This window comes from Betaproteobacteria bacterium, from assembly GCA_009693245.1.
Classification (GTDB): Bacteria; Pseudomonadota; Gammaproteobacteria; order Burkholderiales; family SHXO01; genus SHXO01.
The window spans coordinates 1-20,459 of sequence record SHXO01000014.1; the positions used below are offsets into that span (position 1 = coordinate 1).

Here is a 20,459-nt window from a genome sequence, read left to right on the forward strand (position 1 = left end):
TACATCGAAGAATCCAGGCTGCTTGGGTTTGGGTTGCTTCCTGCGTTTGTCTTTCTTCATCGGCCTCGGGATCACTTTGCGCTTCGAGCCTTTTTATCACATCGATTCCATACACACTACTCTAGAATGCTGAATTATTAGAGGTGCCCTTAAGCAGCAACTCAAGAATTAACGGTAGATCGGTCAATACGTCGGGGAGATCATGACTAGAACACAACGCATGGCGGCGGGCCTTGCCCTGTCCTTTGTCGGCACTAGCGCCTGGGCGGAGTACAAGCTGGGATTACAGGCGCCGCAGTCTGAATTAGCGCAATCCGTCTATGATCTGCACACCATCATCACTTGGATTTGTGTCTGGATTTTTGCCGGCGTGTTCGGTTTCATGCTGGTGTCCCTCATCAAGCACCGCAAATCCGTGGGACATCAGGCAGAGCAGTTCCACGAGCACGCCGTCGTCGAGATACTGTGGACGGTCATTCCCGTAATCATTCTAGTTGCGATGGCGTTTCCCGCAACCAAAGCATTGCTGCACCAGCGCGATACTTCCTCACCCGACATCTCGGTGAAAGTCACCGGCTACCAATGGAAGTGGCATTACGATTATCTGCAAGATGGTGTGAGTTTCTATAGCAATCTGGCTACACCAAGGGATCAGATCGAAGGCAAGGCCTCCAAGGGAGAGCACTACCTTTTGGAAGTGGACAACCCCATGGTGGTCCCCATCGGTAAAAAGATCCGCGTGCTCTTGACCGCGGCCGATGTGCTCCATGCTTGGTATCTTCCCGCCTTCGCCGCTAAACAGGATGCGATACCTGGTTTCATCAAGGACTTGTGGTTCAAACCCACTGCCACGGGAACCTTTCGCGGCCAATGCGCGGAGCTTTGCGGTAAAGAACATGGCTTCATGCCCATCGTGGTCAAGGTGGTAACCGAAGACGAATACAAGCAGTGGCTAGCCGGCCAACGGGCGAAACAACCGGCCACCGCTGAGCCTCCCGCCCCAAAGGTCCCCGCCGCGCCAGCCGCGGCAGCATCAATCGGTGGTAAGGCCACCTACGAGAAGACTTGCCAGATGTGTCATCAGCCTGGTCTCATGAACGCACCTAAGTTTGGTGACAAGGCCGCTTGGGGCCCGCGGGCCGCCCAGGGTCAAGACACGCTCTACGAACACGCGATCAAAGGCTTCAAGACCATGCCACCCAAAGGGGGTGCGATGGATACGCCAGACGCGGACGCCAAGGCTGCGGTGGACTACATGGTCGAAGCGGCGAAGTAATCATCCCCGTCATCGAGAAAAAATCTAGGAGAGTGTAGATGGAAGCTGCTCGCGACCCACACCATCTTCCTCGACAACCGCGTTCGAAACGGTGTGGCGGGATTCGAAGTGATTACGCCTCTGGCATTGACGGACAAAAAGGCGGTGGCAATCAATCGTGGTTGGATGGCGGCGCCGCCGGATCGATCGATCCTTCCCAATACGGACACTCCATTGGACGTAGTTAAGGTGATCGGCGTCGTACTGCCGCCCTCCACCCTATTCCTGGAGCTGTCTCGGGACACCATCGCCGGACGGGTATGGCAGAACTTGGATCTAGACCAGTACGCCCGGCACACAGGTCTTGAACTTGTGCCGGTGGTGATACAACTCGACAACGACCTGTCCGATGGGCTCAGCCGGCAATGGCCTCGCCCGGATTTTGGAGCCGGCAAACATCGCGCCTACGCCTTGCAGTGGTACAGCATGAGTGTGGCCATCTTTCTTCTCTATCTATTGCTCAATGTCCGGCGCACAACGTAGCGGCAAATCTATTCTCATTCTGCTCGGCGTTATCGCCGTACTTCCTATTGTGGGATCCTACCTCCTGTATTCGTTCTGGAAGCCCGCCCCATTCGTCAATTACGGCGAACTGGTTGTACCCGAGGTGGTCATCACTCCCGCGCCAGACGACGCCATGAGCCAGACACTGAAGGAAGTCTCTGGAAAATGGGTGCTTGCCATGGCGGACTCGGGCTCGTGCGGGGAGTTTTGCCAGAAAAAGCTCTACTACCTCCGCCAGATCCGGCTGACCCAGGGCAAATACATGGGGCGGATAGAGCGCCTATGGATCATCACCGATGAGGTGAGGCCCAATGAATCCGTGCTGAAGGACTTTCAAGGTACCCGAGTCGTTTCCGCGCGTGGAAGTGCATGGGTCGGACGGATCCCGGTAAAAACCTCGCTCACCGATCATCTGCTCATCATCGATCCGCTTGGAAACGTGATCCTGCGCTATCCTCGCGACCTCGATCCCTCGGCGATGAAAAAAGATCTGCAACGGCTGTTACGAGCCTCTCGCGTTGGGTGAGTGATTTTTGCGGCGGGATGATAAACTTCGTGCCGCTTTCCGACAGCGATGATTCCAATGACCACCGGTACCACCACCTCCGCGCCGCTTCGTCTTAGGCTTCAGCAGTTCTTCGCGCTTACCAAGCCGCGGGTCGTATCGCTGATCGTGTTCACCGCGGTGATTGGGATGTTCCTGGCCGCGCCCGGATGGGTACCGCTGCAATCGCTCTTCTTCGCGACGCTGGGCATCGCGCTGATCGCAGGGGCCGCGGCCGCTATCAATTGCCTGGTCGAGCAGAAGATCGACGCGCTGATGGCACGCACACGCGGGCGTCCCTTGCCCATGGGACAGGTCTCCGCGGCAGAGACGCTGTGGCTCGCTGGTATGCTCGGCGGTGCCGGGCTTTTCGTGCTCTATGTCTTGGTGAACCCGCTCACCATGTGGCTCACGCTGGGGACCTTTGTGGGCTACGCCGTCATCTACACGGTGATTCTCAAACCTCTGACGCCGCAAAACATCGTAATCGGTGGGGCTTCGGGTGCCATGCCGCCGGTTCTGGGCTGGACGGCGGTGACCGGCGAGATATCCTCCGACGCACTACTGCTGTTTCTAATCATCTTCGCTTGGACTCCGCCGCATTTCTGGTCCCTGGCGCTTTACCGGACCAAGGATTATGCCCGTGCCGGTGTGCCAATGCTGCCGGTCACTCACGGAGCGAAATACACTCGGCTGCACGTGCTGCTATACACTATCGTACTGCTGGTGGTGTCCATTTTCCCTTTTCTAAGCCGGATGAGCGGCTTAATCTATCTAGCCTGCGCGCTGTTCCTCGGCGGATGGTTTCTGGCCTACGCAGTGCGTATGTATGTAGGTTACTCAGATGACCTGGCCAAGCGCACCTTTCGCTACTCGATCGTCTACCTCTTCGCACTATTTGCTGCATTGTTGATCGACCACTATTGGAAGATCCTGCTCTGAGATCGCGGCGACGACTTCCCCGCCGTGGCTCTGGCGGGGCGGTCGTGGCATCATTTAGGGATGGAACGCGAACTAGGGGAACGCCGGTATGCTGGACTCGACCCCATCGTCTTTGTCTTCCGGGTGGCGGTCGTGCAATAGCGTCTGAATCTCCTTGACACGCCGAAAAGGCACATCGACCATCATCAAGTATCGCCCTTCGTCGATATCCTTGCTGAAGACGAGCAACTTAGTATTGGGTACGCTTGCCGCGGCCATGCTCGACGCCCAAGTCCCGAACAACGCACCACCCGGGACCGTGATGAGGATGGTGACGAGCTGCAATTGGACGCCTAAGAGAGGCACGAATACGAGAACCGCGCCCAAAACCAATCCGCAGGCGCCTCCGATAACAAGGCCCAGTTCAGCACCATGGACCAAATCGGTCTTTTGCAGGACATTGGCCTCGTGCAATCCCTCCATGGGGGCACCGCGTCTTGCCAGGACATGGATGTGACCTTCGTAGATGCGGGCGAGCAGGAGATCGTTCATGGTCTGTTGTGCCGCCTTCAGATCAGGGCATATCACGTATAGTCTGCGTCGCATGGCAATATCCTCTCGGTCAAGACCACGGGATATAAAGGCCGATGCATTGAAACGCATGGCCGGCACATCGAAACAACTCTATTATGGGCCTTGTACCGGTTCTGTAGGGTCAAATCAACTCCCCCAGGCTGGCTGCGGCGGGTTTGCCCTTCTCCTTTATCCGGTTTTCTTACCCGATACCACCGATGAGCTCAACTGCCCGCTGGCGCACGCCGAACCTTGTGCTGATTTGCGGCGCGATGATTCTCGTGCTGAGCCTGGGCATTCGCCTGAGTTACAGTATGTTCGCGCAACCGATGAGCGTCGATTTTGCGTGGGGGCGCGGTAATTTCACCTTCGCATTGGCGCTGTCGAATGTGATCTGGGGACTGGCGCAGCCGTTTTTCGGCGCGTGGGCGGACAGGAAAGGCGCCGGGCGCGTAGTCGCGGTGTCCGGTTTGCTATTCGCCGGAGGTCTTGCTCTGATGACACTGGCTACGACCCCTTTGATGCTGTACGTCAGCTCCGGGCTGATGGTGGGTCTAGGGCTCGGTGGGGTGACTTTCGCCGTCATCCTCGGCGCGGTGGGCCGCGCGTTTCCGCCGGAGCGGCGCAGCCTCGCACTCGGCATTGCATCCTCAGGGGGGGCGTTCGGACAATTCCTGATGCTGCCGTTCGGGCAGATCCTGATTTCGGCAGTGGGATGGCAGAGCGCGCTGCTGGTGCTGGCCGGAACTGTCCTGGCGAGTGTTCCGCTTGCTGCGGCGATGGTGGAGCGGCAGCGTCCCCTGCACGCGGATGCCACCCCGCCATCGCTGCGTGAAACGCTTCGCGTGGCCTGCGCTCACACCGGATTCCGCTATCTGACGGCCGGCTTTTTCGTGTGCGGCTTCCAGGTGGCGTTCATCTTGGGGCAACTGCCCGCGTATTTATTGGACGTGAAGATGGCCCCCATGGTAGGGGTGAGCGCGTTGGCGCTGACCGGCTTGTTCAACATCGCGGGCCCCATTGTTTCCGGCTATCTGGGTGGGCGCCTAAGCAAGAAGTATCTGCTGTCGGGCATCTATATTCTGCGTGCATTGATCGTCACGATGTTTCTGGGAATTCCGGTTTCACCGCTGACGGCCTGTGTGTTCGCCGCAGCCACCGGTTTCCTCTGGCTGAGCACCGTGCCGCTCACCTGCGGCCTGGTCGTGCAGATCTTCGGCGTGCGTTTCGTGTCGGCGCTATTCGGCGTCGTTTTCCTCAGCTATCAGCTCGGTAATATTGTCGGCATGTGGCTGGCAGGGCATTACTTGGAACCCGGCGGTTCGTACGATCTTGTGTGGTTAGGCGGCATCGCCTCGGGGGTGATCGCAGCCATGCTCAATGTACTCATTGACGAACGGCCCCTCCAGGGCGCGGAGATGCGGTGATGGTTCCGGACTGGCGTGCCGTGCTTCGGTGGGCCGCGCTCGCGACCATGTGCCTAGTGCTCGCGATACTCGCTTTACGCGGGTACTATTCCACGCTGGTGCTAATCGACTTCGCCAACATAAGGCTTTGCACTCTCGCGGCGGCTGCGGCTTGAGGCTCTCGAAGCGCAAGTGGTAGGTAAGTAAGCCTTGAAGAATGTGTGCGGGTCGGTGTATTATCGTTTTCGGACGATGCTTCGTGCGGTTCATCCCATCTTGCCAACGGAGGTCCGTCCAATCAACGGAGGCCATAGCTATGATATTAGCAGTCGTGTTGGTGTTATTGATCCTTGGCTCCGTCCTGTTTCACTTCCTGAGCCCGTGGTATTTCACGCCGAATGCTTCCAATTGGGGCACGATCGATGACACGGTAAGCATCACGTTTTGGGTCACGGGAGCCGTCTTTGTCGCCATCAATTTGTTCATGGCCTATGCCGTGATGAGATACCGAAACCGCAAGGGAAATAAGGCGCACTACGAACCCGAAAACAAAAAGCTGGAGGTTTGGCTTACCGTGGTAACCGCCGTGGGGGTCGCTGCGATGCTGGCCCCCGGCCTGTTTGTGTGGGCGAAATTCGTCGAGGTGCCGCAAGACGCGGCGGTGTTCGAGGCGGTGGGCAAGCAGTGGCACTGGAGCTATCGCTTTCCCGGGACCGACGGCGTGATGGGCACCGTGAATGCTCGGTACGTCAGCGATAAGAACCCGTTTGGAATGAATCCTGACGATCCCAAGGGCCGCGACGATGTCTTGATCTCAAGCCCGGAAGTGCATCTGCCCCTCGGCAAGCCGGTCAAGGCGCTGCTCCGCTCTTTGGATGTGTTGCACAACTTCGCGGTAGCACAGTTCCGGGTCAAGATGGATCTGGTGCCCGGACTGGTCACCTACATCTGGTTCACCCCCACCCGAGCCGGGACATACGACGTTCTGTGCGAAGAATTATGCGGCATCGCCCATTTCACCATGCGTGGCAAGGTCGTGGTGGAAGAAAATCGCGAGTTTCAGGCGTGGTTAAGTAACTATCCGACATTCGCGCAATCCTTGGCCCAGGTGCCGGGCGATGCTGCTGCAGGGCAGCCACTGTTCGCAGTGTGTGCTGCCTGTCACGGCATGCAAGGGGAGGGTAACGTTGCGTTGAATGCGCCGAAGTTGAGCGGGCAAGGAGACTGGTATCTGAAACGGCAATTGAAGTATTTCAAGAACGGTGCCCGGGGTACACACGACAGGGATGTTTATGGTAAGCAGATGGCGCCGATGGCTGCGACGCTGGTGGACGCGGCTGCCATAGATAACGTGGTCGCTTATATCCAGACGTTGCCCGATAAACCTTCCCCCCCCACGTTGAACGAGAATGCCGCCATGGGCCAAAAGATCTATGCGACCTGCGCCGCCTGTCATGGTGCCCAGGGGCGGGGTGTACAGTCAATGAATGCCCCCCGGCTTGCCGGTATGAGTGATTGGTATTTGGTCACTCAGTTGAAGAACTACAAGCAGCGTATACGGGGCGCCCATCCAAACGATATGTACGGTACGCAGATGGTATCCATGGCAACGATTCTGGCCGATGACCAGGCAACCAAAGACCTAGTTACCTACATCAATACCTTTTGATAAAACTCACGCGAATCGAGCATCATCAAGAAATAGCGAAGAGGAGACATGAATGACCTATGTTGCGCATGACGAATCGGCATTCGTCCCACCCGCCGAAGTCGAAGAGATGGAACTCTACCATCCGAAAACTTTCATCGGGAAATACATCTGGAGCCAAGACGCCAAGGTCATCGCCATCCAGTACTCGATCACCGCCATTGGGGTGGGTTTGGTGGCTTTGGTATTGTCGGGATTGATGCGGCTGCAACTGGGATTCCCGCACACCTTTTCCTTTATCACACCAGGCAACTACCTTCAGTTTGTCACCATGCACGGCATGATCATGGTGATTTACCTGCTCACCGCGCTGTTCTTGGGGGGGTTCGGTAATTACCTCATCCCATTGATGGTCGGGGCCCGGGATATGGTTTTCCCATACGTAAACATGCTGAGTTACTGGGTCTATCTGTTCGCCGTGCTGTTACTGGTGGCGAGCTTCTTCGTGCCGGGCGGTCCCACGGGCGCCGGTTGGACCCTGTACCCGCCTCAGGCCATCCTAGAGGGCACTCCGGGGGCGACTTGGGGAATTATCCTGATGCTCGTATCGCTCATATTCTTCATCATCGGATTCACCATGGGCGGTTTGAACTACGTGGTGACCGTGTTGCAGGCGCGCACGCGCGGAATGACAATGATGCGTTTGCCCTTGACGATATGGGGCATTTTCATGGCCACCGTGCTGGCGATGCTGGCGTTTCCGGCCTTGTTCGTGAGCGCCATCATGATGATTTTGGACATGGTGCTGGGCACGAGTTTCTTCATGCCCGCAATCATTTCGAAGGGACAGCTCCTCGAGTTTAAAGGCGGCAGTCCGGTGTTGTTCCAACATCTGTTCTGGTTTTTTGGCCATCCGGAGGTCTACATCGTCGCGCTACCCGCGTTCGGCATCGTCTCCGACCTGCTCAGTGTTCATGCGAGAAAGAACATCTTCGGCTATCGCATGATGGTCTGGGCGATTCTGATCATCGGCGGCCTGAGTTTTGTCGTGTGGGCGCACCACATGTACGTGAGCGGGATGAACCCGTATTTCGGTTTCTTTTTCGCCACGACCACGCTGATCATTGCCGTCCCCACGGCCATCAAGGTCTACAACTGGGTGCTGACATTGTGGCGCGGCAATATCCACTTCACGGTGCCCATGTTGTTCGCCATTGGATTCATCTTTACCTTTATCAATGGCGGGATCACGGGGCTTTTCCTGGGTAACGTGACCGTGGACCTCCCGCTTTCCGACACGATGTTCGTGGTCGCCCATTTTCATATGGTCATGGCGGTCTCGCCTATCCTGGTGGTGTTCGGAGCGATCTACCACTGGTATCCCAAAATCACCGGGCGAATGCTGGACAATACTCTGGGAAAATTCCATTTCTGGGTCACGTTTCTTGGAACCTACGCCATTTACTATCCCATGCATTACTTGGGCTTCTTGGGCGTGCCCCGGCGCTACTACGCCGTCGAGAACATCGACTTCATCCCGCAGTCGGCGCACTCCTTGAACGCCGCTATCACCATCGCGGCGTTGATCACGGGCGCCGTGCAACTGGTGTTCTTGTATAACCTGATCTGGAGTTATTTCAAGGGCAAGCCATCGGGTGGCAACCCATGGGGCGCGACCACGCTTGAATGGCAAACGCCCGATACCCCGCCCAAGCATGGCAACTTTGGCGCGGCGCTACCGGCGGTCTATCGCTGGGCATACGACTATAGCGTACCGGGTGCCGAGAAGGACTTCATCCCGCAAAACCAGCCGCCAGGTCAGAAGACCAAAGGCATCGAGGATGCCCCTGATGCGAGCGAGCTTGGTCCACAAGGGCTCACCGCCTCGGACGTCCAGAAACCACCCGGCGGACACTCGTGACGATCTCCTTGGTGGTTTTGGCCGCTATTATGGCCATAGTGGTAGGGTGGCTATGGCGGCAAACGCTCGACGTCAAGCCCTGGATCGCGCAAGGCACGATGGAAAACGCCCGGGGTGAAAGTGCATTCTCCATCCCCTCCGTGAAGCTTGGTCTTGGTGTATTTCTGACGGTCGCCACGTCTTTGTTCGCGCTGCTCATCAGCGCCTATTTCATGAGAAGCATGAGCGGGGACTGGATTCCCTTGGCCGTCCCGAGAGTACTGTGGCTTAATACAGCAGTGCTGATCCTTAGCAGTGCCGCCATGCATTGGACATGGGTGGCCGCCCGGCGGGGACGGATGGATGGCGTAAAAAACGGCCTGACTGCCGCGGGGCTTTTCACCTTTACTTTTCTGGCCGGACAGCTCTGGGCGTGGCAACAGCTAAACGCCCCGAGTGACGTTGTATTGGCGAATCCAGCCAATGCATTCTTCTATCTTCTCACCGCGTTGCATGGCGCGCACCTGTTGGGCGGCCTGTGGGTCTGGGGCACGACCACCGCAAAAGTATGGTTTGGCGTTGAGGCCGGCAAAGTGCGCCTGAGCGTGGAATTGTGCGCGGTGTACTGGCACTTTCTGCTCTTGGTCTGGCTAGTTCTGCTCGCTCTGCTGTTGCATAAGTCTACATAAGGGGGGATTAAAGCATATGTCGCAACCCGCGCTGACGAGAGGGGCGGAAGTTCTGCCGCTATCTGAAGGCTTGCAAGGCGTCGTCGCCGACTGGTCTTCGGACCAGCGGGCATTCAAGGGCGTACCCTGGGGCAAGGCCATGATGTGGATCTTTCTCCTGAGCGATACCTTCATCTTCAGCTGTTTCTTGATTTCGTACATGACGGTACGAATGTCCACCACGGAGCCTTGGCCCAACCCCAGCGAGGTTTTTGCGCTGACACTCTTTGGCAACAAAATCCCCCTCATCCTGATCGCCATCATGACCTTTGTCTTGATCAGCAGTAGCGGGACGATGGCCATGGCCGTCAAATTCGGGTATGAAAAAAATAAAAAGGTGACCTTTATCTTGTTGCTGATCACCGCGGCTCTGGGTGCCACCTTCGTCGGCATGCAAGCCTTCGAGTGGACCAAGTTGATCATGGAAGGGGCGCGTCCGTGGGGCAACCCCTGGGGCGCGGCCCAGTTTGGCTCGGCGTTTTTCATGATCACGGGTTTCCACGGCACTCACGTGTCCATCGGCGTGATTTTCCTGATCATCGTGGCGATCAAGGTATTGCGAGGAGATTTGGATCGCCAGCGGCCAGGCTTTTTGACGGGTAGGAAGGGAAACTATGAGATCGTCGAAACCATGGGTCTGTATTGGCACTTCGTCGATCTGGTGTGGGTATTCATCTTTGCATTTTTCTATCTTTGGTAGGGGAGATCATGGAGCACGCGGAAGGACAACAGCAAGTACACGAGAAAGGGCAGCAGCATCCGATTGGCATTTATCTCAAGATCTGGGGCCTGCTGTTCGTTCTCAGCACCGCGTCGTATCTGGTCGACTACTTCCACGTTCAGGGCTACCTCAGGTGGTTTCTGATCATCGTGTTCATGTTGCTGAAAGCAGGGCTGATCGTTGCGTTCTTCATGCATATGATCTGGGAGCGCTTGGCCTTGATGTATGCCATCTTGGTCCCGCCGCTGTTGTTGATGGTACTTTTGGGCATCGGGGCGTTTGAAGCAGACTATACGTTCTTTACACGAGGTACGTTCTTCGGACACACGCCCTGAGCCAGGCTCGGTGATCGCCAGGTTGCCCGCGTGTCAGTGAGTCCGCCAGCGGAGTGCACAGCGCCGACCGGCGAACACGACTGGGAGATCCTGCTCTGAGACCCTTCGCCGCATTGGTGCTGTGTTTGGTAGTCCTCACGAGTTGTGACATTCGCCCAAAGGCGAGTTTCAATGCCACCGATATCACCGGAGCGGAGTTTGGCCGCGAGTTTGCCTTGGTCGACCACAATGGCACGGCACGCCGTTTGGCCGACTTCAAGGGCAAGGTGGTTGTCATGTTCTTTGGTTTTACCCATTGCCCGGATGTGTGTCCAACGACTTTGGCACAGATGGCCAAGGTGATGACGCAACTAGGCGAGAATTCCGCGAGCCGGGTTCAGGTATTGTTTGTTACCGTGGATCCCGAAAGGGACACTCAGGACGTGTTGAAGAACTACATCACCGCCTTTAACCCCAATTTTCTCGGCCTCAGGGGCGATCAGGATGCCCTTTCGCGCACGGCGAAGGAGTTCAAACTGGTGATCATGAAGAACGCCGAGACCTCTCCGGGCAACTACAGCGTCGATCACTCAACCCAGACCTTCGTCTACGATAGGCAGAATCGGTTGCGCCTGTTCGTGACCCACGGGCAGATCGAGGAAGCGCTGGCGCACGATATTGACCTGCTACTAAAGCAAGACTGAAACGCCGCAATCGCCGCGACGTAGTGTTAGCGCGGTTGACGGACGCTCTACCAGGCTGCGGGGATCAGCGCTCGCATCTTCTTCATAGCCTGCTGCTCGATTTGGCGAATGCGTTCCGCCGACACGCCGAATTCACCGGCCAAGTCATGCAGTGTCGCGGCCTCGTCCTCTGTTAACCAACGCGCCTCGATAATGCGGCGGCTTCGGCGGTCCAAACTACCGAGGGCGCGCTCGAGACCTTTGGCTTTAAGTCTCTCCGCTTGGTCATACTCGAGTATGCGGCCAGGTTCATCGTCCTGGTTCGACAGATAGGCGATGGGGCTGTAGGCATCGTCTTCGTCATTCGCAGGCTCTAGCGGGACATCTTGGCCGCCCAGCCTAGTTTCCATCTCCACGACGTCAGAGCTTCGCACGTTGAGTTGCTTGGCCATGTCGTCGGCTTCGACCCGGCTTAGGGTGCCCGAACTCTTTTTCATGCTGCGCAGGTTGAAGAACAGTTTGCGCTGCGCTTTCGTGGTGGCAATCTTGACGATGCGCCAGTTGCGCAGAATGTGCTCGTGGATCTCGGCGCGAATCCAGTGTACGGCGAACGAAACGAGGCGCACGCCCCGGTCGGGATCGAAGCGCTTCACGGCCTTCATCAAGCCGACGCTCCCTTCCTGGATCAAGTCGGAGTGGGGCAGCCCATAGCCCAGATATCCCCTCGCGATGGACACTACCAAGCGCAGGTGAGATAAAACCAACTGGCGCGCGGCTTCCAGATCGCCTTCTGCCTTGAATTGGCGAGCAAGCCGGGACTCTTCTTCCTCACTCAAGAGCGGGAATCGGTTGACGGCCTGGATGTATGCGTCCAGGCTTCCAAGACTGGCGGGTATCGGAAACGCTGCGGATAACGCATTGTTCATAGGGTAATTTCCTCCTTGGGGCAATATTAGCACTCGCGCCGTTAGAGTGCCAATACCAAAGAAGTTTCCCGCCTATTTAATATTCCAGGCGCCAAAGATGGCGGCTAACGGAGAGCCAAGCGCCCAGCAAGCCAAGTAGGCTCGCGGCCACCAGCAAGCTCCCGGCGTCCCAAACGCTTAGACCCTTGAGCTGAAACTGCCCGCTGTAAAACACCGCCAGATCGCTGAGATGGTAGTTAAGCCACGCCGCGATGAGTAATACCAATAAGCAGGCGACGACCGCCCCCGCAAGTCCTTGCACTGCTCCCGCATAGAGGAAGGGCCGGAGAATGTATCCGTGGGTAGCGCCGATGAGCCGGGTGACCTCGATTTCCTCTTGCCGGGTTAGAATTTGCAGGCGAATCGTATTGAAGGTGACGGCGATCACCGCTCCGCTCAATAGCAGCGCCAGCACGGCCACCAGCGCCTTGCCCACGCGCAACACAGCATAGAGCTTCCTCGCCCATTCGGCGTCGGCCTGAACGTGCTGGACCTTTGGCCATGCGCTCACCGCCAGCCGTATGCGTTCCAGCGTCTTTGGATTGTGGTCCTTGGCGGTGATCACGAAGGCGTCGGGCAGGGGGTTTTCGCCCAACTCTCCCAGCACATCCCCCAAATTGCTGCCCGCCTTGAGTTCCTCCAAGGCCTTATCCTTGGGAACAAAGTGAAAGGAGCCGGCATCGCCTAGCTTCTCCAACGCCTGGTTGGTCTTCGCAACATCACTCTGGGCCGCGTCCATGGCCATGAAAACGCTGAGTTGGGGTTCGCGTGACATTTGCCGCGACGTGCCTTGAAGGTTATCCAGGATCACATAGAGCACGGCGGGAAGGCTCAGAGCGATGCCGATCACCGACGCATTGAGAATCGCGACGACAGGACGAGTGCGGAAGCGGGATAGCACTTCGCGAAAAGACGTGAGTTGCTGGTTGGCCCACGGCTTCAAGCGCTCACCCGCCCTTCTTGTAGGGATAGCACGCGTCCTTGAAGCCGCGCTGTCACCTCGGGATCATGGGTGGCCACCACGCAGGTGACCCCGCTCGAGTTGAAAACGCGTAGCAATTCGGCGATTTCAATCGCGTAGGCGGGATCCAGATTTGCCGTGGGCTCGTCGGCGAGCAGCACCCTGGGGTTGTGGACGATCGCCCGCGCAATGCACAGCCGCTGCTTCTCTCCGCCAGACAACGTTACGGGGAGCGAGCTCTGTCTGGCCAATAGACCAACACGCTCGAGAGCGGCACGGGCTCTTCGAAGACTTTCGCTGCGCGCGACGCCTAGAATATCCAGAGGGAGGGTTGTATTGTCCAGCGCCGAGCGGTCATAGAGTAATTTATGGTCTTGAAACACTAGGCCGAAATGACGGCGGAAAAAAGGGACCGATCCGCGCCGCAATGCGCCGACATTCTGGCCATTCATCATGATGGTGCCCGAAGAGGGCCGCTCGATGGCTGCCATCAATTTCAGCACGGTGGTCTTGCCAGCCCCCGAATGCCCGATGAGCACCAGCATTTCTCCGCTCGCCACCGAGAAGGATGCACCGGCGAGGGCGGTGTGCCCGCCTGGATAGCGCTTGGTGACCTGCTCGAAGTTAATCACGCCATGCTCACATTCTTATTTAGTCGAACAGGGCGTCCACATAATCCTTGGCGTTGAAGGGGCGAAGATCGTCGATGTCCTCGCCCACCCCCACGAATCGAAGCGGTATGGGCTTGTGGCGCGCGATACCGGCGATGGCGCCACCCTTCGCCGTACCGTCCAGCTTCGTCAGCACCAAACCCGTAAGCCCGAGGGCATCGTCAAAGGCCTTTACTTGCGCCACCGCATTTTGCCCCGTGTTAGCGTCGAGCACGAGCAGCACTTCGTGGGGTGCATCGGGTATCACTTTGGTGACGACGCGCTTCACCTTCTTCAACTCGTCCATCAAGTGCAATTGAGTGGGCAAACGCCCCGCGGTATCCGCCAGCACGATGTCGGTCCCCTTGGCGATGGCCGACTGGAGGGTATCGAAGATCACCGCCGCCGGGTCACCGTCTTGTTGGCTTATGACGGTGATCTGGTTGCGCTCGCCCCAGGCGCGCAATTGCTCCACCGCGGCGGCGCGAAAGGTATCTCCCGCGGCCAGCATGATGGACTTGCCTTGGCCGCGAAAATACCACGCCAGCTTACCGATGGACGTGGTTTTACCGGCTCCGTTCACGCCAGCCACTAAAATGACAAAGGGCTTTTTTGGGGGAATCACAAGAGCTTGAGACAACGGAGACAGTAGTTCCAAAAGGCATTCCTTGAGAAACCTCTTCACTTCGCTGGGTTGCGTGACGCGTTCGCGCGCTACTCGTTGCTTGAGTTGCGCGAGCAGATATTCGGTCGGCGCGACACCGATATCGCAGCCGATGAGGATGGTCTCCAGCTCTTCGTAGAGCGCGTCGCCGATCTTGGCGTGGCGGCCGAGCAATTGCCCGAGCTGGCTACCCAGTTTGTCGCGCGTTTGCGAGAGACCTGCCTTGAGGCGGGTGAGCCAACCCGCGGGGTTCTCTCCCGCGGGTTGTTTGTTAGACTTCAGAAAACCAAGCATATGGACGCCACAATGTCGCGGGTGCGAATTCTATCTTACCGGTATTGGCGGTTAGCACTATTCGCCAATGCCGCGCTTTTCCTTGGCGCGGCCGGCGCAAATCCTCTGGATCGTACCCTTTCCAATGGCATGAAGGTCATCGTCAAGGAGGATCATCGCGCGCCCGTGGTGGTCTCCATGGTTTGGTACCGCGCCGGTAGCATCGACGAAGTCAATGGCAAGACCGGTGTCGCGCATGTGCTCGAGCACATGATGTTCAAGGGCACGAAGGAGGTGCCTCCCGGAGAATTCTCGCGCCAAGTGGCACGCGCGGGCGGGCGTGACAACGCTTTCACCAGCCGGGATCACACTGCTTACTTTCAGCAGTTGCAAAAGTCGCAGTTGCCACTCGCATTGAAATTGGAGGCCGACCGCATGGCTAACCTGGTGCTCTCCGACGAGGAATTCGCAAAGGAGATCCGGGTGGTGATGGAAGAGCGCAGGCTGCGCACGGACGACCAACCGCAAGCGCGCTTGTTCGAGCAAATCATGGCGGCGGTTTATGTGGCCCATCCCTACCGCACCCCCATCATCGGATGGATGAACGACCTGGAAAATATGACGGCCGAGGACGCGCGCGAGTGGTACCGGCGCTGGTATGCGCCCAACAATGCGGTTCTGGTCGTAGTGGGAGATGTCAAAACCGAGGAAGTATTCACGCTCGCGCAAGAAAAATTCGGTGGCATCGCGCGACGCCCGCTAGCCGCCCGTAAACCCCAGAAAGAGCCTGCGCAAATTGGCACCCGGCGCATTACCGTGAAAGTTCCCGCTGAGTTGCCCCGGTTGGTCATGGCCTATCAAGCGCCTTCGCTGCGCGACGTCAAACAGGACTGGGAGCCCTACGCGCTCGCCGTTCTCTCGGGCGTGTTGGACGGGCACGATGCGGCGCGCTTGGAAAAGAATCTCGTGCGGGAGACGAAAGCCGCGCTTTCAGCCGGCGCATCGTACAACGGGGTCAATCGCGGAGAAGCGCTTTTTTTCCTGGACGGGACGCCCGCGCCCGGGAAGTCTGTCCTAACCCTTGAAGCCGCGCTAAGAGAAGAAATCCGAAAAATCGCCGAGGACGGTGTCAGCGAACAAGAATTAAAACGCGTCAAGGCGCAAGTCGTGGCGAGCCAAGTCTATCAATTGGACTCCATGTTTAACCAGGCGCGCTTGATGGGCGCCTTGGAAATATCCGAATTGCCCTACGACTCCGCGCGCGAGCAAGGCGAAAGACTTCTCGCCATCACCAGCGCGCAAGTAAGCGCCGTCGCGAAGAAATACCTCACCGATGACAATCTCACGGTGGCGGTGCTGGACCCGCTGCCCGTGCAAGATCGTAAACCCGCCGCGGTACCGCCTTCCCTGCGGCACTAAGTAAGGACCTCGCATGCGACTGCTCTTGATTTTTCTCGCATGGGCGTGGGCTGGTCTCGCAACGGCCGCCTTGCCCATTCAACATTGGAAGACGAGCACCGGCGCACGCGTGTACTTCGTCGAGAGCCACGAACTTCCCATGCTCGACGTGAGTGCCGAGTTTCCCGCGGGTTCCAGCCAGGACACGGAGAAGAAATCCGGGTTGGCGGCCATGACCTTGCGCATGATGCGCCTGGGTGTTCAAGGTTTGGATGAGAACGCGATTTCCGAACAACTCGCGGACGTGGGCGCCGCGCTCGGAATGAGCTTCGACGTGGACCGGGCCGGCTATTCGCTACGGACCCTAAGCAAGAAGGAATTTCGCGATGCGGCGCTCGCCATCATGACCAAGGTGCTGAGCGAACCCACCTTCCCGGAGGCAGCGCTCGCACGCGAGGTGCAGCACTCCATATCGGAAATGAAGGAGTCCGAGATCAAGCCTGAAACCGTTGCCGCGCGCGCCTTCTCCAAGATGGTGTTCGCCGGCCACCCCTACCAACTGCGAGCGGGCGGCGAAGCCGGTACGCTTTCAACGCTGACGCGAGCGGACTTGGCGGAGTTCCATGCGAAACATTTCAACACGTCTGGTGCCGTGGTCGCGTTGATGGGCGACGTCACGCGCACGGAAGCCGCTCTCATCGCCGAACAACTGACGGCCGGATTGGCGCGCGGAAACAAGCCGGCGCCCATTCCCCCGGTGAACATGATCCTCAGGGGCGAAGAGCGGTTCATCAGTCACCCATCCGCCCAAGCTCACATCCTAACCGGCGGGCCGGGCGTGAAACGAGGAGACCCCGATTATTTTCCGCTGCTGGTGGGCAATTACATTTTTGGGGGCGGGGGTTTCAACTCGCGCTTGACCCTGGAGGTGCGCGAAAAGCGCGGCCTGACTTACAGTGTCTATAGTGCCTTTTCGCCATACCGCGAGGCGGGGGCCTTTCAGATTGGACTGCAAACGCGGCGTGACCAGGCCAAGCAAGCCTTGCAAGTGGTGCGCGATACCCTGAAGACCTTCGTGACCGATGGGCCCACGGCCGCCGAGCTGGAAGGGGCAAAGCAGAATTTGATTGGCGGATTTCCCTTGCGTATCGATACCAGCCGAAAAATTCTGGAGTACCTCGCGGTGATCGGTTTCTACGATTTGCCCTTGGATTATCTGGAGCTATTCCCAGAGCGGATCGCGCAAGTGACGCTCCCGAAAATCAAGGAGGTCTTCGCCAGAAGGGTGGATCCCTCGCGTTTGGCGACCGTGGTCGTCGGTGGCGAAAACAACTAAGCTTGCGCGTGCGCCCAACCGTGTGCGAATCATCGGCGGAGAATACCGCGGCCGTATCCTGCGGTTCCCCGCGTCGGTTCAGTTGCGGCCCACGCCTGATCGCGTGCGCGAGACGATCTTCAACTGGCTGGGACAAGACCTCACGGGACGCACATGCCTGGATCTGTTCGCCGGTAGCGGAGCGCTGGGTTTCGAGGCCGCATCGAGAAATGCCGCGGACGTGGTCATGGTGGAGCAAGACCGGAACACTTTCGCGGCTTTGCAGGAGAACCAGCGCTTGCTGGGCGCCGGTAGAACCCAGCTCGTGAACCGCAATGCGATAGAATTCCTGGGTAAGGAAGCGCGGCGCTACGACGTCATTTTTCTCGACCCGCCTTACGATTTTGGGAAAACCGAAGAACTTTTCACCCACCTACCCGCTATTCTCGCCGTCGGCGGGATGGTGTACCGGGAAGGGCCGCGGTTCCTAGCAGAGTCTGGGCAATGGGTGTCCTACCGGCAAGCGAAAGCAGGCGCTGTCCACTACCAACTTCTCCAATACAACCATGCCTAATGCGGTCTATCCCGGTACCTTCGATCCCCTGACGCGCGGGCACGAAGATCTTGTACGCCGCGCCGTGCGCCTCTTCGACGGCATCACTATCGCCGTGGCCGATAGCGTGGCGAAGCGCCCTTTGTTCACGTTGGCTGAGCGAGTGGAAATCGCACGCGAGGCCTTCGCCGATCTTGCGTCCGTGCAAGTGGTAGGGTTCAAGGGGCTATTGATGAATTTATTGCAAGAGCGCGGCGAGCGCGTCATTCTGCGGGGCTTGCGCGCCGTTTCGGATTTCGAGTACGAGTTTCAACTGGCAGGGATGAACCGGCAACTTTATCCCAACGTCGAAACGGTTTTTCTCACTCCCGCCGAGAGCCACATGTTCGTTTCCGCCACCATGGTGCGGGAGATCGCGACTCTGGGCGGCGATGTCAGCATTTTCGTGAATCCGAAGGTAGCCCAGCGTCTCTTGACCAAGGTCGGCGGCGCATAACCATGGCATTGTCGATCACTTCCGAGTGCATCAACTGCGACGTGTGCGAACCCGAGTGTCCCAATGCCGCCATATCGGCGGGCGAGTTGGTCTACGAAATAAACCCTAGCCGGTGTACCGAGTGCGTGGGACACTTCGCAACGCCGCAATGCGTGGAAGTGTGCCCGGTGGATTGCATCATCGTGGATGTGGCCAACACGGAAACGAAGGCGCAACTGGAGCGTAAGTACGAAATGCTTACCGCTGGCAGCGCGGGCAATAGAACGTAGATCGCTGGCTGACGCTTGCCAGCTTGACTGGGGCGCCGCACACACGGCAAGGTTCACCGTGGCGGTCGTAGACGAAGTAGCTTTGCTGAAAGTAGCCGGAGGAACCGTCGGTGTTGGTGAAGTCGCGCAAGGTGCTGCCGCCTGCTTCGATGGCACTGCTCAAAGTTGCGCGGACGGTTTCCACCAGTGCGCCGCAGCGCGCGACACTTAGTTTGCGCCCGGCGAGGCTTGGGCGAATGCCGGAACGAAATAGCGCCTCGTTGGCGTAAATATTTCCAACTCCCACGAGGATGCGGCTATCCATCAGCAAGTTCTTGATGGGAGCCGTGCGCCCGCGAAGTTGGCCGTGGAGCCATTTTCCGCTGACCTCCGCCGAAAAAGGTTCGGGCCCCAGATGCGCAATCAACTCATGTTGTTCTGGCGGGGCTTGCGTCCACAGCACGGCGCCGAAACGGCGTGGGTCGCGCAATCTCATGAGCTCGCCGCCGAATTCAAGATCGAAGTGATCGTGTTTCGCCGCGGCGGTACCCGTGGGAATAATGCGCAGACTGCCCGACATGCCAAGGTGCACGATCAGCCAGCCTTGTTCGCAATCCAGCAGTAGGTATTTCGCCCGCCGGTTCACGGCCTTCACACGCAATCCTGGCAAGATCGCGGGCAACTCCCTTGGAACCGGCCAGCGCAGATCGTGACGGCGGATCACCACCTTGGTGATGCAACGGCCTTCGATATGAGCTGCGACGCCGCGCCGCGTAACCTCGACTTCAGGCAACTCCGGCACTATTTCTTCTCGGTGCCGGCGCCAGGGGGCGCGGGTTCGGGCTTGGGTTCGAGTAATCGCTTGCCGGCTTCAGTGGAGTATTGAAATTGCAGCTTCTCGTCCGTGCGGGCGAGGATCAGGTCCGGTTCCTTCTGCAGCACTTCCAGGGCCAGCGTTTTACCACTGGCCAGTTTGACTCGTATCTGCTCGATGCCTGGTTTTCCCGAGTAGGGTTGTGTGAACAGGCTTGAGGATAACCGCCAGTCATCCGTCCACCGGTTCAAATCATCCTGGCTCAATTCGCCTTGCTTGGACTCGCGCCGTATCACTACCCACTTGCCGTCTTTTTGTTCGGCTGCGATGGCGCTCAATTCGAAGGCCACGGGCTTTTCACCCTCGGCGAAAAGGCTGTGGGTGAGCAGGCGGTCGGGTTTGCTGGGAATTTGCTGCGCGTAGTAGGATGGGATCAAGTACACGCTGCCTTTGCTCAATACGTATTGGTCCTGTGTGAGGGAGTTGGTGGTGCCGAAACTGAGCGCGTGCTCGCCGAAGCGCAGCGTGGTGGCCGGCTTATCCAAATCGAAGCGCGCCAGGTCGCTGGCTTCCAGCTTCTCCTTGCTCTTCACCGAAAGGATGTCCAGCATGCGGTTGACTTGGCTCGCGTCCGCGCGCGCGGTCATGGGCGAGGTGAGAGACCACAGGTTATCTTTTTTCACCAACTCCATCGTGTTGCCAGCCCGCTCTATCACGAGTTTCTGTATCTGGGCTGGGCTAAGAGAGGCTATCGCGTGTTGTACCGGCTCCTTGGTCCCTGGTTTGAAGTAGGCGTAAAGTCCCAGGCCGGCGAGGACCACCAACAACGCGATGTTGAGCCACCAGCCTTTACGCATCGTTCTTC

Annotated in this window: 22 protein-coding genes and 1 pseudogene; 16 read left to right on the forward strand and 7 right to left on the reverse strand. The window is 58.1% G+C overall.

The window, feature by feature from the left end:
• Positions 1–202 precede the first annotated feature (202 nt).
• The 4 genes and pseudogenes from coxB (at position 203) to EXR36_03785 (ending at position 3,305) form a co-directional block, all read left to right on the forward strand.
• A pseudogene (gene coxB / locus EXR36_03770) lies at positions 203–997 on the forward strand (cytochrome c oxidase subunit II).
• 324 nt (positions 998–1,321) lie between these two features.
• Complete coding sequence (locus EXR36_03775) at positions 1,322–1,798, forward strand: SURF1 family protein (GenBank protein MSQ58770.1); 477 nt, start codon at positions 1,322–1,324, stop codon at positions 1,796–1,798.
• 49 nt (positions 1,799–1,847) lie between these two features.
• Positions 1,848–2,345 carry a cytochrome C oxidase subunit I gene (locus EXR36_03780; protein ID MSQ58771.1) on the forward strand — a complete coding sequence of 166 codons (498 nt, stop codon included), beginning with the start codon at positions 1,848–1,850 and terminating at the stop codon, positions 2,343–2,345.
• A 57-nt stretch (positions 2,346–2,402) separates the two neighbouring features.
• Complete coding sequence (locus EXR36_03785) at positions 2,403–3,305, forward strand: protoheme IX farnesyltransferase (GenBank protein MSQ58772.1); 903 nt, start codon at positions 2,403–2,405, stop codon at positions 3,303–3,305.
• Positions 3,306–3,377: 72 nt separating this feature from the next.
• On the opposite strand, the gene EXR36_03790 is transcribed toward EXR36_03785, so the two are convergent.
• Positions 3,378–3,890 (reverse strand): DUF1269 domain-containing protein, encoded by a 513-nt coding sequence (locus EXR36_03790; protein ID MSQ58773.1) that lies wholly within the window; start codon positions 3,888–3,890, stop codon positions 3,378–3,380.
• A gap of 185 nt (positions 3,891–4,075) precedes the next feature.
• Here EXR36_03790 and EXR36_03795 point away from each other — a divergent pair, with 185 nt between their 5' ends.
• The 7 genes from EXR36_03795 (at position 4,076) to EXR36_03825 (ending at position 11,278) form a co-directional block, all read left to right on the forward strand.
• Positions 4,076–5,284, forward strand: coding sequence for an MFS transporter (locus EXR36_03795; protein MSQ58774.1), 1,209 nt, complete (start codon positions 4,076–4,078; stop codon positions 5,282–5,284).
• 295 nt (positions 5,285–5,579) lie between these two features.
• Positions 5,580–6,932 carry a c-type cytochrome gene (locus EXR36_03800; protein ID MSQ58775.1) on the forward strand — a complete coding sequence of 451 codons (1,353 nt, stop codon included), beginning with the start codon at positions 5,580–5,582 and terminating at the stop codon, positions 6,930–6,932.
• A gap of 52 nt (positions 6,933–6,984) precedes the next feature.
• Positions 6,985–8,832, forward strand: coding sequence for a cytochrome c oxidase subunit I (locus tag EXR36_03805; protein ID MSQ58776.1), 1,848 nt, complete (start codon positions 6,985–6,987; stop codon positions 8,830–8,832).
• On the forward strand, positions 8,829–9,500 hold the full coding sequence (locus tag EXR36_03810) for a cytochrome-c oxidase (GenBank protein MSQ58777.1): 672 nt from the start codon (positions 8,829–8,831) through the stop codon (positions 9,498–9,500). The genes EXR36_03805 and EXR36_03810 overlap by 4 nt, the downstream gene beginning before the upstream one ends.
• Before the next feature lie 16 nt (positions 9,501–9,516).
• Positions 9,517–10,239: a bb3-type cytochrome oxidase subunit IV gene (locus EXR36_03815; GenBank protein ID MSQ58778.1), complete on the forward strand. Its 723-nt coding sequence runs from the start codon at positions 9,517–9,519 to the stop codon at positions 10,237–10,239.
• 8 nt (positions 10,240–10,247) lie between these two features.
• Positions 10,248–10,595 carry a cytochrome C oxidase subunit IV gene (locus tag EXR36_03820; protein ID MSQ58779.1) on the forward strand — a complete coding sequence of 116 codons (348 nt, stop codon included), beginning with the start codon at positions 10,248–10,250 and terminating at the stop codon, positions 10,593–10,595.
• Positions 10,596–10,690: 95 nt separating this feature from the next.
• Positions 10,691–11,278, forward strand: coding sequence for an SCO family protein (locus EXR36_03825; GenBank protein ID MSQ58780.1), 588 nt, complete (start codon positions 10,691–10,693; stop codon positions 11,276–11,278).
• A gap of 47 nt (positions 11,279–11,325) precedes the next feature.
• Here the strand turns inward: EXR36_03825 and rpoH are convergent, their stop codons facing one another.
• The 4 genes from rpoH to ftsY all read right to left on the reverse strand — a co-directional run bounded on the left by rpoH (position 11,326) and on the right by ftsY (position 14,791).
• A complete protein-coding gene (gene rpoH, locus EXR36_03830; GenBank protein ID MSQ58781.1) occupies positions 11,326–12,183 on the reverse strand; it encodes an RNA polymerase sigma factor RpoH in 858 nt (285 codons plus the stop codon).
• 76 nt (positions 12,184–12,259) lie between these two features.
• Complete coding sequence (locus tag EXR36_03835) at positions 12,260–13,165, reverse strand: FtsX-like permease family protein (GenBank protein ID MSQ58782.1); 906 nt, start codon at positions 13,163–13,165, stop codon at positions 12,260–12,262.
• Positions 13,162–13,815, reverse strand: a complete 654-nt coding sequence (locus tag EXR36_03840; protein MSQ58783.1) for an ATP-binding cassette domain-containing protein — start codon at positions 13,813–13,815, stop codon at positions 13,162–13,164. Before EXR36_03840 ends, EXR36_03835 begins: the two co-directional genes overlap by 4 nt.
• 19 nt (positions 13,816–13,834) lie before the next feature.
• Positions 13,835–14,791, reverse strand: a complete 957-nt coding sequence (gene ftsY / locus EXR36_03845; protein MSQ58784.1) for a signal recognition particle-docking protein FtsY — start codon at positions 14,789–14,791, stop codon at positions 13,835–13,837.
• On the opposite strand from ftsY, the gene EXR36_03850 reads away from it, so the two are divergent.
• Genes EXR36_03850 through EXR36_03870 form a run of 5 tightly spaced genes read left to right on the forward strand, consistent with a single transcriptional unit; the run spans position 14,792 to position 18,801 of the window.
• Positions 14,792–16,189: an insulinase family protein gene (locus tag EXR36_03850; protein MSQ58785.1), complete on the forward strand. Its 1,398-nt coding sequence runs from the start codon at positions 14,792–14,794 to the stop codon at positions 16,187–16,189. It abuts the gene before it with no gap.
• 13 nt (positions 16,190–16,202) lie between these two features.
• Entirely contained in the window at positions 16,203–17,504 is a 1,302-nt protein-coding gene (locus tag EXR36_03855; GenBank protein MSQ58786.1) for an insulinase family protein, read from the forward strand.
• Positions 17,488–18,057, forward strand: coding sequence for a 16S rRNA (guanine(966)-N(2))-methyltransferase RsmD (gene rsmD, locus EXR36_03860; protein ID MSQ58787.1), 570 nt, complete (start codon positions 17,488–17,490; stop codon positions 18,055–18,057). Before EXR36_03855 ends, rsmD begins: the two co-directional genes overlap by 17 nt.
• Complete coding sequence (locus EXR36_03865; GenBank protein MSQ58788.1) at positions 18,050–18,532, forward strand: pantetheine-phosphate adenylyltransferase; 483 nt, start codon at positions 18,050–18,052, stop codon at positions 18,530–18,532. The genes rsmD and EXR36_03865 overlap by 8 nt, the downstream gene beginning before the upstream one ends.
• Positions 18,533–18,534: 2 nt before the next feature.
• The gene (locus tag EXR36_03870) at positions 18,535–18,801 is read left to right on the forward strand and encodes a YfhL family 4Fe-4S dicluster ferredoxin (protein MSQ58789.1); all 267 of its coding nucleotides are present in this window, start codon (positions 18,535–18,537) and stop codon (positions 18,799–18,801) included.
• Here EXR36_03870 and mutM read toward each other — a convergent pair.
• Both mutM and EXR36_03880 read right to left on the reverse strand, forming a co-directional pair.
• The gene (mutM, locus tag EXR36_03875) at positions 18,770–19,582 is read right to left on the reverse strand and encodes a bifunctional DNA-formamidopyrimidine glycosylase/DNA-(apurinic or apyrimidinic site) lyase (GenBank protein ID MSQ58790.1); all 813 of its coding nucleotides are present in this window, start codon (positions 19,580–19,582) and stop codon (positions 18,770–18,772) included. The two genes, EXR36_03870 and mutM, sit on opposite strands and share 32 nt — an antisense overlap.
• A complete protein-coding gene (locus tag EXR36_03880) occupies positions 19,582–20,451 on the reverse strand; it encodes a DUF4340 domain-containing protein (protein ID MSQ58791.1) in 870 nt (289 codons plus the stop codon). Before EXR36_03880 ends, mutM begins: the two co-directional genes overlap by 1 nt.
• Positions 20,452–20,459 lie beyond the last annotated feature (8 nt).

What these genes read in the sequence shown, in the direction of transcription:
- EXR36_03820 (MSQ58779.1), top strand. Translation starts at nt 10,248, where the DNA reads ATGGAGCACGCGGAAGGACAACAGCAAGTACACGAGAAAGGGCAGCAG.
- EXR36_03880 (MSQ58791.1), bottom strand. Translation starts at nt 20,451, where the DNA reads ATGCGTAAAGGCTGGTGGCTCAACATCGCGTTGTTGGTGGTCCTCGCC.
- rpoH (MSQ58781.1), bottom strand. Translation starts at nt 12,183, where the DNA reads ATGAACAATGCGTTATCCGCAGCGTTTCCGATACCCGCCAGTCTTGGA.
- EXR36_03790 (MSQ58773.1), bottom strand. Translation starts at nt 3,890, where the DNA reads ATGCGACGCAGACTATACGTGATATGCCCTGATCTGAAGGCGGCACAA.
- EXR36_03795 (MSQ58774.1), top strand. Translation starts at nt 4,076, where the DNA reads ATGAGCTCAACTGCCCGCTGGCGCACGCCGAACCTTGTGCTGATTTGC.
- EXR36_03855 (MSQ58786.1), top strand. Translation starts at nt 16,203, where the DNA reads ATGCGACTGCTCTTGATTTTTCTCGCATGGGCGTGGGCTGGTCTCGCA.
- EXR36_03850 (MSQ58785.1), top strand. Translation starts at nt 14,792, where the DNA reads ATGGACGCCACAATGTCGCGGGTGCGAATTCTATCTTACCGGTATTGG.
- ftsY (MSQ58784.1), bottom strand. Translation starts at nt 14,791, where the DNA reads ATGCTTGGTTTTCTGAAGTCTAACAAACAACCCGCGGGAGAGAACCCC.
- EXR36_03865 (MSQ58788.1), top strand. Translation starts at nt 18,050, where the DNA reads ATGCCTAATGCGGTCTATCCCGGTACCTTCGATCCCCTGACGCGCGGG.
- EXR36_03785 (MSQ58772.1), top strand. Translation starts at nt 2,403, where the DNA reads ATGACCACCGGTACCACCACCTCCGCGCCGCTTCGTCTTAGGCTTCAG.
- EXR36_03815 (MSQ58778.1), top strand. Translation starts at nt 9,517, where the DNA reads ATGTCGCAACCCGCGCTGACGAGAGGGGCGGAAGTTCTGCCGCTATCT.
- EXR36_03870 (MSQ58789.1), top strand. Translation starts at nt 18,535, where the DNA reads ATGGCATTGTCGATCACTTCCGAGTGCATCAACTGCGACGTGTGCGAA.
- EXR36_03805 (MSQ58776.1), top strand. Translation starts at nt 6,985, where the DNA reads ATGACCTATGTTGCGCATGACGAATCGGCATTCGTCCCACCCGCCGAA.
- EXR36_03800 (MSQ58775.1), top strand. Translation starts at nt 5,580, where the DNA reads ATGATATTAGCAGTCGTGTTGGTGTTATTGATCCTTGGCTCCGTCCTG.